Below are 16003 nucleotides of genomic sequence, written 5' to 3' on the forward strand. Positions count from 1 at the left end.
CCTCAGGATGGGCGGGGTTACCCGAAATCAACCGCGGTCAACGCCTTCTCGGCGGTGGCTAAATAGTCACCCCGTCGGCCGTGCGCTTGGTCGAATGGTGTCGTCATTGGGCGCAGGAATACTGCTGTACACCAGTTTCCCGCCTCTATCCTTGTGGTTTCTCGCCCCGGCCGGTCTTGCCATTTTGGTTCTGTCGGTCCGAGGGATCGGCGTGCGCGGCGCGTTCGGATTGGGATACCTGGCTGGTCTCGGGTTCTTCGTACCTTTACTGCCCTGGGTGGGGGTTTATGTCGGCGCTGTCCCCTGGCTAGCATTAGCGGCGCTACAGGCCGTGGCAGTCGCTGTCTTCGCTGGGGCCACCGCACTGGTGGCGCGGCTGCCCGGGGCTGCACTGTGGATCGCGTGCTGCTGGGTGGCCACCGAAGCGGTTCGAGCGCGCCTGCCCTTCGGTGGGTTTCCCTGGGGCCGGCTGGCGTTCGGTCAGACTGATGGACCATTGCTGGCGATCGCTCAGATCGCTGGGGCGCCAGGGGTGAGCCTGTCCGTTGCACTGGTGGGCAGCGCGACGGCTGCAGTGGTCGTCGGACTTGCTCGGCGCTCCGCCTGGCGCTCGGTGTCGCTGCTCGGGTCGGTGCTTGTGACCGCCTCTGCACTCGGCTCGATGCCCGTCCCTACCGCAGCGGTCACCACCCCCTCTAAAACGGTTGCCCTAGTCCAGGGCAACGTGCCCCGACTCGGTCTGGATTTCAACGCGCAACGGCGCGCTGTACTGGACAATCATGTGGCTCGTACCGACGCTCTCGCCGCCGAGGTCGCAGCGGGGGTGAAGCCCGCACCGGATCTGGTGATCTGGCCGGAGAACGCATCAGACATCGACCCGTTTCGCAATGCCGACGCTGCAGAGCGGATCGATGCGGCCACAGAGGCGATCGGCGCTCCGATCCTTGTGGGGGCGGTGGTGTCCACTGGCTCCGGTACCACCCGAAATACAGCGCTGGTGTGGGAGCAAGGAACAGGACCTGGCGATGCGCACGACAAAAGACGCCTGGTTCCATTTGGTGAATATCTGCCAATGCGATCGATCGTGAGCAAGCTTTCGCCTTATGCCGCGCAGGCGGGCAACTTCGTGCCCGGTAACGGCGATGGTGTGGTGACCATCGATGAGACACCGCTCGCTGTGGCCACCTGTTATGAGGTCGCGTTCGATGATCTGGTGGCCGAGTCGGTTCGGTCGGGGGCGCAGTTGATCGCGATACCAACGAACAATGCAACCTTCGGCGATACCGACATGACCTATCAGCAGCTGGCGATGTCGCGGCTGCGCGCTGTCGAACACAACCGCACGGTGGTGGTAGCGGCCACCAGCGGTGTCAGCGCGATTATCGCGGCGAATGGCGATGTCCTCGAGCAGACCGAAATGTTCACTGCCGATGCCCTCGTCGCACAGGTCCCGCTCAATACCGAGTTCACACTTGCCACCCGATTACGTTCAATTCCTGAACTCATCATCACGGTCACCGCAGTATTCGCGATGCTGGTGGGGTGGATTGCTAGCCGCCGTCGGCGGGGCTGAGATCCCCGGCCATGAGTGCGCGCCGATATCGGGAGCGGACCCGTCGTCGGCCGGGCCGGCTGCAGGCGCTCAACGTGAGCATGTCGGGCAGGGCGCCGAGGGCGAGAAATTGATGAGCTCCCGCGAGGTAAGGGCGAGAGCCAGCTCGAGGATTGGACTCAGTAATCGAGCCTATTTCTCGGACGTAGACGCCGTCGGCGTTCAGCCTCAAATCTGGTGCCGTAGCGATCACGAACGGTCATCGTTACGAGGCGGTCATGGGCCACTGCCTCCGTGGCCGCATCCACCTCAGCAATATGACCGGATACGACATCAGGATCGATATCCCTGTCACCAGGTCCCACAGCACCGTCGCCTAGGCTGCCTTGCTCGTCGTTGCCCTGGCTACGTTGGCGGCGCCGCTCCCGGATTTCACTCCACAGAAAGTAGCCAAGCCCAATTGGCGCTAGAACTCCGAATGCAAGCCATTGAAGCCCATAGGACAGGTACGAACCCGCCTCGACTTCCGGTATCGGAGTTGGCTCGAGTGATCCTGGTTGACCTCCGGGGAGCTGGAGATGATAGCCAGCAAGATCGAGATCCAGAACCCGACCGATCGTCGAGGTTTCAATGGAGCGCACCATGTGACGATCGTGCAGAACTATCGGTTCGGCCGGGGTGTCGGTGGGCATTCTGAGCCTGGCGGTGATGGTCACTGGATCGGCTACCGCGGCCGGGTAGGTCGGCACCGTGTTGTTCTCGCCAACGCGAACCCATCCACGATTAATAAGCAGATCATCGCCGCCCTCGGTCCGAAATGCGGTGAGAACTTGGTAAACCTGTTCCCCGTCGACAGCTTGCTGCCGCAAGAGCACTTCGTCTTCGGGCAGATAGCGACCGGTTACTGTGACCCGATGCCACTCGGATTCGTCCAACGGCGCGTCCCGCGCCGTCAATTCCGTCAACGGCACTGGATCGGCTTCGACGCTGTGAAGAAGTTGGGAATTGCGCGTCTTCAAATCCTCGTTCTTGCCTAACTGCCATGGCGCCAACAGTGTGAAGCACGTATAGACGAACAGTGCGACGGCGATGAAGGAAATCAACCACCCCGGCGTCATCACGCGAAAGACCCTCTGCACGCCGTTCACGGTAGGCGTGATGGCAAGACGGTCGGCATCGGGGCCCTCCTGTCGGCACCAGCTCCGGCGATCATTAATCGTGCCCGCCTCCCGCCACTGTCGGCAGGGATGGTTCCGATCCGGCGAGATCAGCGTGTTGCGTGCCGAATTGTGGCATCCGGGCCTGGATCGGAAGTGTCGAGCAGCAGGTCGTTGTCTACGTCCTCAGATGACGACGCCGTTCGCGGCCAACCATGACACCGAGTCGATCCACTGGCCGGCGGGATTCTGTACGCCGAAGTGCACATGCGGACCAGTCGAGTAGCCACGGTTACCGACTTCACCGATCACCTGGCCGGCGGTGACCTGCTGGCCTTCGGTGACGTAGTTGGCATTGTTGTGGCCATACTCCAAGAGATAGCCGTCATCGGTCTTGATGCGAATCCATAACCCATAACCGGAAGCGGGGCCGGAGGCCACGACCGTGCCGGACTTGGCTGCATACAAGGGTGTGCCGATCGGCGCAGCGATGTCGGTGCCATTGTGGTTAGCGCCCCACCGCGAGCCGAAGCCAGAGGTGATCGTTCCATCAGTCGGCCTGTGAGCTTGGCTGGCGACCGAAAACGCCGAAGACGACGACTGAGCAGTATCGAATCCGAGCGCCTGGCTCAGCCCGGGGGCCTGACTTGCATACTGGCGGACCGCGTCAGCTCCGATGCCATAGCGGGCGGCAGCCTCTTCGACCATCTGTCCGACGTGCTCGGGATCAGACGATTGGGCAGCGGCCACAGGGGCGACACTAAGCGCCGCGCCACCGGCGATTGCGGCGCCAGCCAGCGTGGTGGCGGCGATCCGGCCCACTCCCCTGGATCGGTTGGCGCGATGACGCCCACCAGCAGAGATGCGGTGGCCCACACCAAGCGAGTCCATGAGATCGGCGAACGGAACGCTCTTGGAGGAGCTCGACATGATTGATTCCTTCAACTTAAGCGATGGTCGCAGCTTCATACCGACGACCACTGGAGACTCCCSAAAAGGTAACAGTTGCATATCGTCCTGTCACGGAGAGTTTCCTGAGAATCCAGAAATCAGCAGTTCATACGCCATTTGTTATTCATCTACGGCATCGCCCGACCGTTACCCCGACGTGATTTTTGGTTCGAACGCGGGCCGGCCGGAGCCACCCCGCAATCGTCCCGGGTGACTAAACCGCGATCAACGCAAGCAGGATCAAGGTCCTTACTCCTGCCCCCTCCTCGTACCCGCCGCACGTGTGATGTCGATCGCTGCTGCCGCAGACTCATCGGGACAGTCGGTCTCCACCTGCACAGTAGAAAAGAAGAAGCCGTACCGATCCTGAAGCAAGTTGGAGGCGGATTGGAGAACGATGGGCCTGATGCACGGTTAGGTGACAGGGTTAGTCACGCGGCCTGAGGGGCCTCGTGGGTCATGATGGTCTCGAATTCGATGGGGGTCAATCTGCCGAGGCGGTCCTGTCGTCTGCGGCGGTGGTAGGTCCGTTCGATCCAGTGCACGATGGCGGCGCGGAGCTCGTCTCTGCTGGCCCAGGATCGTCGGTCGAGGACGCCTGTCTGCAGCAGCGAGAAGAAGCTCTCCATGGCCGCGTTGTCCCCAACAGCACCGACCCTTCCCATCGACCCGAACATGCCATGCCGGGTGATGGCCTTCTGCATTTTCTTCGAGCGAAATTGAGATCCTCTATCGCTGTGCAGGATGCAGCCGGTCACGTCCCCTCGCCGGGCGACGGCACTGTTCAGCGCGGCCACGGCCAGGCGGGACTTCATCCTGGAGTCGATCGAATACCCAACGATCCGGCCCGCGTAGACGTCCTTGATCGCGCACAGGTACAGCTTTCCCTCGGTCGTCCAGTGCTCGGTGATGTCGGTCAGCCACAGCTCATTGGGGCCGACCGCGGTGAAGTCTCGCTCGACGAGATCGTCGTGCACGGGCGGGCCTGCCTTGCGATGCTTGCCGCGGCCTTTCTTGCTGATGGCGCTGGTCCAGCCGCCGACAGAGCAGATCCGCCAGGCGGTCCGCCGGCACATCTTCTCGCCTGCGGTCTCGGCTTCGTCGGCGAGGTAGCGGTATCCGAACTCTGGGTCTTCGCGGTGGGCGTCGAACAGGGCGTTGGCGCGGTATGCCTCGGCGAGCTCGGCATCGGTGACCGGGTTCTTGAGCCATCGGTAGTAGGGCTGACGAGCTATTCCAAGTACCCGGCAGGCCACCGTGACGGGGATGCCGTCAGCGGCGAGCTCGTTCACGAGCGGGTACCACCTTTTCCCGGCAGATTCGCCTGGGACAGGTAGGCAGCAGCGCGGCGCAGAACCTCGTTCTCCTGCTCCAGCAGGCGCACACGCCGCTTGGCCTCGCGCAGTTCCTGGGATGCCGCCGCGGTCGTGCCGGACTTAATCCCGGCCTCGACGTCGGTCTTGCGAATCCACTTCTGCAACGTCATGGGATGGATACCGAAGTCGGCGGCGATCTGCTCGAGCGTCACACCGTCTTCACGGGCCTGGGCGACGCGGACAACGTCGTCGCGGAACTCTTGGGGGTAGGGCTTGGGCACAGCAACATCCTTCCAGGCCGCCCCGGCAGGGCAAGCCAGATCAGATGTCACCTACTCGTGCACCAGCCCCGTACACCCCAGGCCCCGGCCATGGCGGTCCAGGCCCGGTGGCGGCGGGATGGCTGGAAGGGACCTACAGCGAGACCTACCCAGACGTGGGCCAGGACCTGGAGGGGATGAAACAGCTGTTTAAGCAGTCTTCCTTCCCCGGGGGTATTCCCAGCCATGTGGCTCCGGAAACCCCTGGCTCCATTCACGAAGGGGGGGAACTGGGATACGCTCTCTCACACGCCTACGGGGCAGCCTTCGACAACCCCGACCTTATTGTTGCGGCCGTGGTGGGCGACGGGGAGGCGGAAACCGGCCCGCTGGCAGCCAGCTGGCACTCCAATAAGTTCATGAATCCCGCACGCGACGGAGCCGTTTTGCCGATCCTGCACCTCAATGGCTACAAGATCGCTAGTCCCACCGTCCTGGCACGGATTGACCATGACGAGTTGGACGACTTGCTGCGCGGCTACGGGCATACTCCCTACTACGTTGAGGGTCACGATCCGGAACAGATGCACCAGGATTTCGCCCGAGCACTGGACACCTGTCTTGATGACATTCGGGAGATCCAGCACCGTGCCCGCGAAAGCGGAGAGACGGAAAGGCCCCGCTGGCCGATGATTGTGCTGCGTTCCCCCAAAGGATGGACCGGCCCGGCCGAAGTGGACGGGCAGGACGTGGAAGGGTCCTGGCGCTCCCACCAGGTTCCCTTCAGTGCGGCACGGGAAAACGATAGCCACCGGAAGATCCTGGAGGACTGGTTGCGCAGCTACCGCCCGGAGGAGCTCTTCGACGACTCCGGGGAACCGGTCGAAGAGGTCCGCATTCTGCACCCTCCCGGGGACAGACGGATGAGTGCCAACCCCCATGCCAATGGCGGCACTTTATTGCGGGACCTGCGGATACCCGATTTCCGCGACTATGCTGTCCCGGTAGAACAACCCGGGACCGGTCAGGTTGAGGCAACCCGAGTGCTCGGGCAGATGCTTCGGGACATTCTGGCTACAAATCTGCACAATTTTCGTGTCTTCGCCCCGGATGAAAACAACTCCAACCGCCTGACAGCGGTTTTGGAGGCCACGGACCGGGCCTGGAACGTCGGAACAGTCCCCGGGGATGATCATCTGGCCCGTGATGGGCGAGTCATGGAAATCCTGTCCGAGCACACCTGCCAGGGTTGGCTGGAAGGCTACCTGCTCACCGGTCGGCACGGGTTCTTCTCCTGCTATGAGGCCTTCATCCATATTGTGGACTCGATGTTTAACCAGCATGCCAAGTGGCTGGACACGACCAATGGCATCCCGTGGCGCAGGCCGATCGCCTCCTTGAACTATCTGGTGACCTCCCACGTCTGGCGGCAGGACCACAATGGTTTTTCCCATCAGGATCCCGGCTTCATCGACCATGTGCTCAACAAGAAACCCGAGGTCATCCGGGTATACCTACCACCGGACGCGAACACGCTGCTGTCGGTGGCCGACCACTGTCTGCGCAGCCGTCAGTATGTCAATGTCATCGTCGCCGGCAAACAGCCACAGCTGCAATACCTAGACATGGACGACGCCATCGTTCACTGCACCAAGGGCATCGGCATCTGGGACTGGGCCAGCACACACCCGGACACGGAACCGGATGTGGTGCTTGGTTGTGCCGGGGACGTTCCCACCATGGAGACCCTCGCCGCCGTGGACCTTTTGCTCTCCCACTTCCCGGATCTGTCCATCCGGGTGGTCAACGTCGTAGACCTCCTTCGGCTGCAACACGAGTCCGAAGGCCCGCACGGGCTGTCGGACACCGACTTCGACGCGCTGTTCACCACGGACAAGCCAGTGATCTTCGCCTACCACGGTTATCCGTGGTTGATCCACCGGCTCACCTACCGGCGGACCAACCACGGGAACTTCCATGTTCACGGCTTTAGAGAGGAAGGCACCACGACGACACCGTTCGATATGTGCGTACTCAACCGGATCGACCGGTTCCACCTGGCCATGGCGGTGATTGACAGAGTGCCGCGGCTCAAGGACGTCTCGGCCACCGTGCGCGAAAAATTCAAGAACGCCCTGATCGAACACCACCAGTACATCCGCACCCACGGCGAAGACATGCCGGAAATCAACAACTGGCAATGGACAGCTGTCCCCGGCCCCGGCCTTCGATGCGAGCAGGAAGCACGAGAGGAACCGCTCTAACATGGCACCGTCACATCCTCGGAAGACATCACCGCCCTTGTCGTCGAATCATCTCGCCACTTTGCCCTATGATGCGGTGCTGTTCGACATGGACGGGGTCGTTACCCGGACTACCAGCGTGCATGCGGCGGCCTGGAAGGAGCTCTTCGACTCCGTCCTGGCCGACTCCAGATCCGGAGTGGGAGCGGATACGCCACCGTTCGACGCAGACCGGGACTACCGGCTTTACGTGGACGGACGCAGCCGCGAAGACGGCATCCGCGCCTTCCTGACCTCCCGCGGCATCCAGCTTCCCACAGGCAGCCCGGAGGACGGACCGGATGCCTGGTCTGTCGCCGGACTGGGGGCCCGAAAAAATGACCTGTTCCTGACCGCATTAGCCCGTGACGGTGTCGATGTCTATCCCGGAACCGTAGCGCTGCTGGAACGCCTGCGCGGCGGCGGCATCCCCGTGGGCCTCGTCACAGCCAGCCGTAACGCGCAGGCTCTGTTGGAGGCCGCGGGCCTGGAGCCGGCATTTGATGTGATCGTTGACGGCCTGGTGGCCGCAGATCAAGGTTTGCCCGGCAAACCGGATCCGGCGATGTTCCTCGAGGCGGCACGTCGACTCGGCGTATCCCCGGAGCGTTCCGTGGTCATCGAGGATGCCGTGTCCGGGGTCAAGGCAGGACACGCCGGCGGTTTCGGACTGGTGGTAGGAATCGACCACGCCGGGTACCGGGAGCAACTGGACGCGGCGGGCGCCGACGTCGTCCTGGGTAGTGTCGGCCAGTTGGATCTGGGTGCATCGCGCACCGATCCCTGGCTGCTGGTCTACGAGGGATTCGACCCAGCCCACGAGGGGCATCGGGAGGCTCTGACCGCCCTGGGCAATGGTTACATGGCCACGCGCGGTGCGCGTCCGGAGCGCCGCGATGACGGGATCCACTATCCGGGGACCTACCTCTCGGGTGTCTACAACCGAACTACCGGCATCATCCACGGCCGCGAACTGGAAGAAGAGCACCTGGTCAACATCCCCAACTGGCTGCCGGTCGACGTCCGCATCGGCGACGGTCCCTGGTGGTCCACCGGAGAGATGGAGGTCTCCGAGGATCGCAGCGAACTTGACCTGCGCCGCGGTACGCTCACCCGCCGGGCCACCCTCACCGGCCCCGGGAACGCCCAGCTTATCGTGGTGCAGCGGCGGCTAGTCTCGATGGACAATCCCCACCTGGCGGCGCTTCAAACCACTGTGACGGCAAAAGGGTTCAGCGGTACGGTCGGCATCCGGGCCGGAATTGATGCGCAGGTCACCAACACCAACGTCCGTGACTACATCGGCAGCGGGCAGGCTCACCTGACGAACGCCGTCGTCACCGACATAGACGACCACACCGTCCTGTGTGAGGTGGAGACCAACCAGAGCCAGATTCGGATCGCCCTCGCGGTGCGCACAGAGTTCCCTGGCCAGGGAGTAACGGCCAGTGACGTTAACAATGGTGGCGGGAGATACCTACGGAACTGTGATGTTCAGCTGGTCGACGGAGAAACGGCCACGATGACCAAAACCGTGGCGGTAGTAACCTCCAGGGATGTAGCGATCGCCTCGCCGGGAAGAGCAGCACTCACCGAGCTCTCCCGAAATGAGGGCGACTTCGACATCCTGATCCAGAGCCATGAAGCAGCCTGGCGTCGCCTGTGGGATCGCTTCGGAGTCACCTTTGACGGAGACCGCCAGTCCCAGCTGATCCTCAACCTGCACGTGTTCCACCTGCTGCAGGCAATATCAGAACACACCGCCGAGCTGGATGCCGGGGTGCCAGCCCGGGGCCTGCACGGGGAAGGATACCGCGGGCACATCTTTTGGGATGAACTTTTCGTCCTGCCCGTTATCGGGCTGCGGCTCCCGCAGGTAAGTCAAACACTTCTGGAGTACCGGTGGCAACGGTTGGGCGCTGCCCGGGCCGCCGCCCGGGCGCAGGGTCTTAAGGGGGCACTGTTCCCGTGGCAGAGCGGCAGCGACGGGCGGGAGGAGACACCCCAGTGGCTTTACAATCCACGATCCGCCCGGTGGATGCCGGATAACTCCAGTCAACAGCGCCACGTCGGTCTCGCCATCGCCTACAACGCCTGGCAATACTTTCAGGCCACCGGTGACCGGGACTGGCTGGCCACCCGCGGAGCGGAACTGATCATCGAAATAACCAGGATGTTCGCCTCACTGGCCACCTACGACGACGCCACCGGAAGATATCACCTTACCGGGGTGATGGGGCCAGACGAATACCACGATGGCTATCCGGATCATCCCGGAGCGGGCCTGACCGATAATGCCTACACCAACATTCTTCTCTCCTGGGTCTGTGAGCGGGCGGCTGATGCTCTCCGGGAACTGGCCGGCCACCAAGAGCATGACCTCACCGACCGATTGCAGATCACCCCCGACGAGATCCAGCACTGGTCCCAGCTGGGCAGCGCACTGACCGTCGCCTTCCACGCCGACGGGGTCATCAGTCAGTTCGACGGGTATGAGGACCTGCTTGAATTGGACTGGCCGCGATACCGGGCGAAGTACGGCAATATCGGTCGGCTCGACCTGATCCTGGAAGCCGAAAACGACACCACCAATCGGTATAAACTGGCCAAACAGGCCGACGTACTGATGCTCATCTATCTGTTGGGACCAACCGGTGTCATCAACCAACTCGGCAGGCTCGGTTATTCTTTCTCCGAAACTGACCTGAAACGCACCGTAGAGTACTACGTGTCCCGCAGCTCAGAAGGATCCACACTCAGCCGGGTGGTCCATTCCTCGGTGCTCTCCCGCTTCAACGAGGACCGGGCCTGGGCCCTTTTCCGCGAAGCCCTGGTCGCGGACCTGGATGACACCCAGGAGGGAACCACCCGCGCAGGAATTCATCTGGGTGCGATGGCGGGCACGGTGGATATCCTAACCCGCTCTTTTGCCGGTCTTCAGACCGAAGCCAACGCCCTCACCTTCGATCCCCGACTGCCTACCCACCTGGAAAAAGTGGAATTTCAGATCCAGTACCGCGGGCACCTGATCGATGTTGCCCTGAGCATCGATAGTCTCCTGATCCGACTACACCCCAGTACTGCGCCACCCATCTACGTGGGGAGCGCGGGAGCGTATGTGGAACTCGCCGGTGGGGAGTCAACGGACCTATTCGAGGCACGACGCGGCCTGCAGAACAAATCTACCCCGGACCTAACCAGGTGAGAAAACCCATGATGTCTACCAAGCAGGCCGAAGCCAGGAGCATGACCGGTTCCCTTCGGCGGAGAGCACAGCTGCCGAAGACCCACGCTGGCCGGGCACCACCGGGGAAGAACCGTCATGACGCAGATCCTCGGTATTTACCTAACTGGACTGGAACCGTACCGGGATACGACAACGAGCACAGTTGCCTGGGACCGAGGCACAGTGGGCTCCACGACATGGTCACAACTCGCTAGGCGGAAGGACGTTTCATGGACGTAGGAAAATACGACAAGGTCAGGGCCGGTACCGGCTTCATCGCGGCGTTGGATCAAAGCGGGGGCAGTACCCCGAAAGCGCTGAAACTTTATGGGATCAACGAGGACGCCTACTCCAGTGGGGAGGAGATGTTTGGTCTGGTGCATAAGATGCGCACGCGCATCATTACCAGCCCCAGTTTCGACGGTGACCGGATCCTCGGGGCGATTTTGTTCGAGGACACAATGGACCGCGACATCGGGGGAATGCCTACAGGGGATTATCTGTGGAAAGTCAAAGACATTGTGCCGTTCCTCAAGATTGACAAGGGCCTGGCGGAAGAAACCCACGGGGCTCAGGTCATGAAGCCCCTCCCTGATCTGGACAACCTGCTCGAGCGTGCGGTAAGCAAGCACATGTTCGGCACCAAAATGCGCTCGTTCATCAGGCTTCCCGGGGAGGGGGTGGACGCTGTCGTTGCGCAGCAGTTCGCGATCGCTCAGCAGATCCTCCGGTTCGGGCTGGTACCCATTGTCGAGCCTGAGGTCGACATCCACAGCCCCCGGAAGATCGAGGTAGAAGACCAGCTCCGGGTGACCCTGCGCAAAGAGCTCGACCAGCTGAAGGAGGACCAGGCGGTCATCCTCAAACTGACGCTTCCCGAAACTGATGACTTCTACCGCGAGCTCGTGGAACATCGGCGGGTGATCCGGGTGCTGGCACTATCAGGCGGCTACTCCCGCGCGGAAGCTAACGCTCGCCTGGCACGCAACCCCGGAATAATCGCCAGTTTCTCCCGCGCCCTGACCGAAGGGCTCACCGTCACCCAGGACGACCGCGAATTCGACGCTGTCCTGGATGAAACAATCGGCACTATCGCGGAAGCCTCACGCACCTGACTACGCCTTCCGAGAAGGCGCGGTGCGCCTGATCAACTGCTTATACAGCGGTGCCCGACCCGGACATGAGCGATCTGGGTCGGGCACCGCCGTGGGTGTCTCCTGCTGGAATCAGCCGTTGGGCAGAGGTGAGAAAAAGTCCGCGCGCACCCCCAGGGCACGGTCGGTGCGCTGGATGGACTCTTCACCGTCTTCCACGGTGCCAGCCAGGGCACGGATTGCGTCGATGTTCTCGGGGACGACGATGGCCTGGTTGTCGACCGTGTACGTCCAGAACAACTCATTGCCCTGCACGGTCAGGATATCTTCCCAGATGGCGACCTCATACATATCGCCCCGTGGCCGGCCTAGATCTCGCATCAATTCGACGGTGCTGTTGACCGCCACGATTCCATCGGAGCGCCGCACGAAAGCGATCCGCGGCATCGCCTTCAACGCTTCGAGAACCTCTTCTGTGTCTGCCGGGCGGGTTAGCTCGATGGTCCAGAAATGCAGGTGGTTGTGGGTGTGCGCTCCCTTGGCCGCCATGGTCACCACATCCAGGTCGGGGACCACCGACTGGGCGTCTGGGCCTTGATGGCTGGGAATACGACCTTCGGGAACTATGGTGTTCATGATCCCCGAGTGGTCGGATTCCCACGGATCGGTGGCCCGGCGGACAAGCACTCCCCGCGCTTTGGACAGCAATCCAGCGTCCTGGAGTGCGATAAGGGTGCGGACAGTGCCGGTGGTGTTGCAGGAAACCACGCGGGTGGCGTCGCGTCCAAGCGTGGAACTGTAGTTGGCGTGGGCAACGAAGGAGTGGCCGGTGAGACTGTGCTTCTCCCCGCCCTGGAACACGGACTTGACTCCATGGGTGCGATAGAGGTCGAGGTTGCCGGCCCCGATGGTGGACGGGGTGCAGTCCACCACGACATCCGCGTTGTCGAGCAGGTCCGGTAGTTTCCCGGCGATGGGATATCCGGCAGCGCTCATCTCTTGGTGGGCTTCTTCGGTGGAGGCATAGACCGGGATGCCCTGCGTGATGGCGGTGGCGACCCGGTAATCGGTGGTGACGTCGCTGACCCCGAGGAGTTCCATGTCCTCCTGGGCTCTCACCGCGTCGGCTACACGTTTACCGATGACACCGTACCCGTTTACTGCAACCTTGATTTTATTCGGCATGCTGATTGTCCTTCCCGGAAATCCTGGTTTGGCCCGATGGTCGTATGGTCGTGTTTCTCATCTGGGGTGGTCGGGGAATGTCCTTGTTCAGAGCTCGTTGAGCATCTGCTCCATCTCGGCGATCTCGGCCTCCTGGTCTTCAATGACCTGCTCAGCCAGAGCGATGGCCTGCGGGTTCTGGCCATCAGTGACCTCATCGCGGGCCATATCGACCGCGCCCTCATGGTGGGCGGTCATCTGCTCAAGGTAGAGCCGGGCAGCCTCGGTGCCCTGGGCGTCCTCGAGGGCTGTCATGTCCTCCTCGCTCATCATTCCACTCATCCCGCCATGGTCCATCTCACCCATATCACCGGTGACCGGATCTTCTTCCCAGGTCTCGAGCATGGTATTCATCCGGTCGATCTCCGGGCCCTGGGCATCGATAACACCCTGGGCGAACTCGATGACCTCGGCCGGGATATCGTCCTTGGCCAGGAGGATTTCACTCATCTCCACGGCCTGTTGGTGATGCGGGATCATCATCTGCGCGAACATGATGTCCGCGTCATTGTGCTCGGCGGAGACCTCTCCGGCCGCCCCCGTCTCTGTCTCAGGATCCGTGGTGGCCCCGGTCGTTTCGGTGGTGTCGGGGGCGGACGTAGTGGCGATGGTCGTGGTGTCGGTGTTTTCTCCCTCAGTGTTATCTGCGCAGGCGGACAAAACCAGGGTGGAGGTCAAGGCGAGAGCGGCGATGGTGATGGTGCGCTTCATGGGGGTTCCCTTTCGGAGGTTGTGTATGGGGGAGTCGATGAAGGATTGAAAGTCAGCGGACGGGGGCTGCAGAGCTCACAGCAGCCTTCTCCTCCTTCCCGTCGGTCGGAGCCAGGTGAGCCGGGTCCAGGTCGATCCGGCGTAGCAGCTGGGCGTTGAGGGCGACGATGATCGTGGACAGGGACATCAAGATGGCGGCGGCCGCCGGGGGAAGCAGCACACCGATGGGGGCGAGCACACCGGCGGCCAGGGGAACGGCCACGATGTTGTACCCGGTCGCCCAGACCAGGTTCTGGACCATCTTGCGGTAGCTGGCATGGGAGAGCTCGATCATCGACAGCACGGCCCGGGGATCATCACTCGCCAGGACCACCCCGGCGGACTCCATCGCCACATCTGTACCCGCGCCAATCGCAATACCGACCTCGGCCCGGGCCAGGGCCGGGGCGTCATTGACACCGTCGCCGACCATGGCCACGCTCAGACCGCGCTCCTGCAGCTGGGTGACCTTGGTGTCCTTGTCCTGCGGCAGAACCTCGGCGAAGACCTCATCGATCCCCAGATCCTTGCCCACTGCCTGGGCGACCTGGGTGGCGTCACCGGTGATCATCGCCACCTTCACCCCGCGGGCCTGCAGGGCGCGCACCGCCGCGCGGGATTCGGGGCGGATCTTGTCCTCGACGGCCACGGCACCGATGATCTCACCGTCGCGGACGACGTGGAGCACTCCGGCGCCTCGCTGCGCCTAGGAACCGGTGATGTCGGTGAGCTCACCCGGGATGGTCAGACTGAATTCGCGCAACATGTTCGGCCCACCCACGAGGATTTGGGTGCCATCGACAGTGGCCCGGATCCCGCGGCCGGAGGCGGCGGTGAAACCGGTTGCGCGCAGTGGGCGGCGTGAGGCCTCCGGGTGTGCGGCTCGTCCGACTCTTCCTTTGACGTATGCAACACCGCACTCCTTACTTCATCTACTGGACTGGAATCAACCCTCACCGGGCGATCAACTACGACCGGCCATTTCTCGAACGTTACTGGTCTAGTCAAGGAATGTGGACAGTTCTTCGATGAGTAGCCAGCGACGCGCGGAGGTGTGCGCTTTCTTTCGACGACAACCCCGCCCCCAGTCGAGCCCAACCGGTTCCAGAGATTTCGCATCAGTCGGACCCACACGCGGGTGTTCCTGCTCTGCGGAGCCGGCCCCGGTCACGGCTGACCGCCGAGCTGGAACGAGATTATCGATCGCGGTAATCCGTTAAGGTGACTCCCAACGCTCAGCGACCGGCCTCGATGTTCGACCGCGAGAAAGGGGAGAGACCGTCATGTCCTCAGGGATCGTGTCCGTGGCTCTGGTGGCGCTGTCTGTCGTTGCTCTCTTCTATGCACTCCACCGCGTGGCCAGCATTACCTCCGACCCGTTGACAGTCCTGCCGGCCCAATCCGGGTGGGCACCGCAGGAGCACGCCCTGTCGCGGTTCCACGCACGCTGGTACCTCGCCTCGATCGTGTTTCTGGCCTTCGACGTCGAGATGCTCTTTATGTACCCGTGGGCCGTGGTGGTGATCGAGAAGGGGCTCTCTGCGGTGGTGGAGATGTTCCTGTTCCTTGGTGCCCTGCTAGTCGCCGTGGCCTGGGCACGGCGAGAAGGCGCATTCCGATGGGCTTGAGCCCGTTTCTCGCCCGCCTCGCCGTCCAGGCCACCCGGGTGCTCGTCGTCGAGGCCCCGGGCCAGTGGGCGACTCGGATGGAGCTTGAGCAACAGCTACTCCGTCGCGGGTGGCGGATAGCCAGTAGTCCGGCTCAGGGGGACGTGCTCGTCGTGTGTGGTGCGCCGGGCCCTGAGCTGTCGGATCTGGCGAACCGCCTCTGGGAGCAGATGCCCGGCCCTCGGGTGCGCATCGGCATCGCCTCGCCCGGAGCGGTGGTTCCCGCCCTCGACAATGCCACTGCGCTCCTGCTCGACACTTCCCATCACCGGACCGACGCCCGCGAACGGGCGCAGGAGCCCTCGATGTCCGATCACGCGAACAATGCTGATGGCGAAGGGCACGAAGGGCACGTGGGTCACGAAGGACACGAGGAACACCAGGGCCACGGTGGACACTCGGACCACGAAGAGCACGCGGATCGCCAGGCGCACGAGGGCCACGCAGACCACGGCGGGCACGAGGGCCATGAAGGCCATGGCGGGCATGGTGGCCACGAGGGCCATGAAGGCCACGGGGATATG

The 16003-nt window shown here is 62.7% G+C and carries 10 protein-coding genes and 2 pseudogenes; 5 read left to right on the top strand and 7 right to left on the bottom strand.

Annotated elements, in window-relative coordinates; genetic code table 11:
- Window positions 1-94 precede the first annotated feature (94 nt).
- A complete protein-coding gene (lnt, locus tag G6R20_RS16805; RefSeq protein WP_240341535.1) occupies window positions 95-1573 on the top strand; it encodes an apolipoprotein N-acyltransferase in 1479 nt (492 codons plus the stop codon).
- Between the two features lie 158 nt (window positions 1574-1731).
- On the opposite strand, the gene G6R20_RS16810 is transcribed toward lnt, so the two are convergent.
- The 3 genes from G6R20_RS16810 to G6R20_RS16820 all read right to left on the bottom strand — a co-directional run bounded on the left by G6R20_RS16810 (window position 1732) and on the right by G6R20_RS16820 (window position 5257).
- On the bottom strand, window positions 1732-2691 hold the full coding sequence (locus G6R20_RS16810; RefSeq protein WP_081615260.1) for an SURF1 family cytochrome oxidase biogenesis protein: 960 nt from the start codon (window positions 2689-2691) through the stop codon (window positions 1732-1734).
- 204 nt (window positions 2692-2895) lie between these two features.
- Window positions 2896-3639: a M23 family metallopeptidase gene (locus tag G6R20_RS16815; protein ID WP_081615259.1), complete on the bottom strand. Its 744-nt coding sequence runs from the start codon at window positions 3637-3639 to the stop codon at window positions 2896-2898.
- Between the two features lie 452 nt (window positions 3640-4091).
- A protein-coding gene (locus G6R20_RS16820; protein WP_163377086.1) for an IS3 family transposase occupies window positions 4092-5257 on the bottom strand; the annotation gives its coding sequence in 2 pieces (ribosomal slippage) (window positions 4092-4970 and window positions 4973-5257; 1164 coding nt in all).
- An 80-nt stretch (window positions 5258-5337) separates the two neighbouring features.
- On the opposite strand from G6R20_RS16820, the pseudogene G6R20_RS16825 reads away from it, so the two are divergent.
- The 3 genes and pseudogenes from G6R20_RS16825 to G6R20_RS16835 all read left to right on the top strand — a co-directional run.
- A pseudogene (locus G6R20_RS16825) lies at window positions 5338-7500 on the top strand (phosphoketolase family protein); the annotation flags it as partial.
- 76 nt (window positions 7501-7576) lie between these two features.
- Window positions 7577-10723: a beta-phosphoglucomutase family hydrolase gene (locus tag G6R20_RS16830; protein ID WP_240341536.1), complete on the top strand. Its 3147-nt coding sequence runs from the start codon at window positions 7577-7579 to the stop codon at window positions 10721-10723.
- Between the two features lie 251 nt (window positions 10724-10974).
- A complete protein-coding gene (locus tag G6R20_RS16835; RefSeq protein ID WP_018296925.1) occupies window positions 10975-11859 on the top strand; it encodes a fructose bisphosphate aldolase in 885 nt (294 codons plus the stop codon).
- Window positions 11860-11970: 111 nt separating this feature from the next.
- Here the strand turns inward: G6R20_RS16835 and G6R20_RS16840 are convergent, their stop codons facing one another.
- The 3 genes and pseudogenes from G6R20_RS16840 to G6R20_RS16850 all read right to left on the bottom strand — a co-directional run.
- Window positions 11971-13023 (bottom strand): type II glyceraldehyde-3-phosphate dehydrogenase, encoded by a 1053-nt coding sequence (locus tag G6R20_RS16840; protein WP_163377088.1) that lies wholly within the window; start codon window positions 13021-13023, stop codon window positions 11971-11973.
- Window positions 13024-13110: 87 nt separating this feature from the next.
- On the bottom strand, window positions 13111-13773 hold the full coding sequence (locus G6R20_RS16845; RefSeq protein WP_006840777.1) for a DUF305 domain-containing protein: 663 nt from the start codon (window positions 13771-13773) through the stop codon (window positions 13111-13113).
- Window positions 13774-13825: 52 nt separating this feature from the next.
- Window positions 13826-14695: pseudogene (locus tag G6R20_RS16850) on the bottom strand (HAD-IC family P-type ATPase); the annotation flags it as partial.
- A gap of 400 nt (window positions 14696-15095) precedes the next feature.
- Between G6R20_RS16850 and G6R20_RS16855 the strand changes: the two are divergent.
- The gene (locus G6R20_RS16855; RefSeq protein WP_007626392.1) at window positions 15096-15440 is read left to right on the top strand and encodes an NADH-quinone oxidoreductase subunit A; all 345 of its coding nucleotides are present in this window, start codon (window positions 15096-15098) and stop codon (window positions 15438-15440) included.
- Window positions 15441-15535: 95 nt separating this feature from the next.
- Here the strand turns inward: G6R20_RS16855 and G6R20_RS16860 are convergent, their stop codons facing one another.
- Window positions 15536-15985, bottom strand: coding sequence for a hypothetical protein (locus G6R20_RS16860; protein ID WP_240341542.1), 450 nt, complete (start codon window positions 15983-15985; stop codon window positions 15536-15538).
- Window positions 15986-16003 lie beyond the last annotated feature (18 nt).

Origin of the sequence: Dietzia sp. Alg238-R159, from assembly GCF_900537145.1 — a bacterium.
In the GTDB taxonomy this organism is placed as follows: domain Bacteria; phylum Actinomycetota; class Actinomycetes; order Mycobacteriales; family Mycobacteriaceae; genus Dietzia; species Dietzia kunjamensis.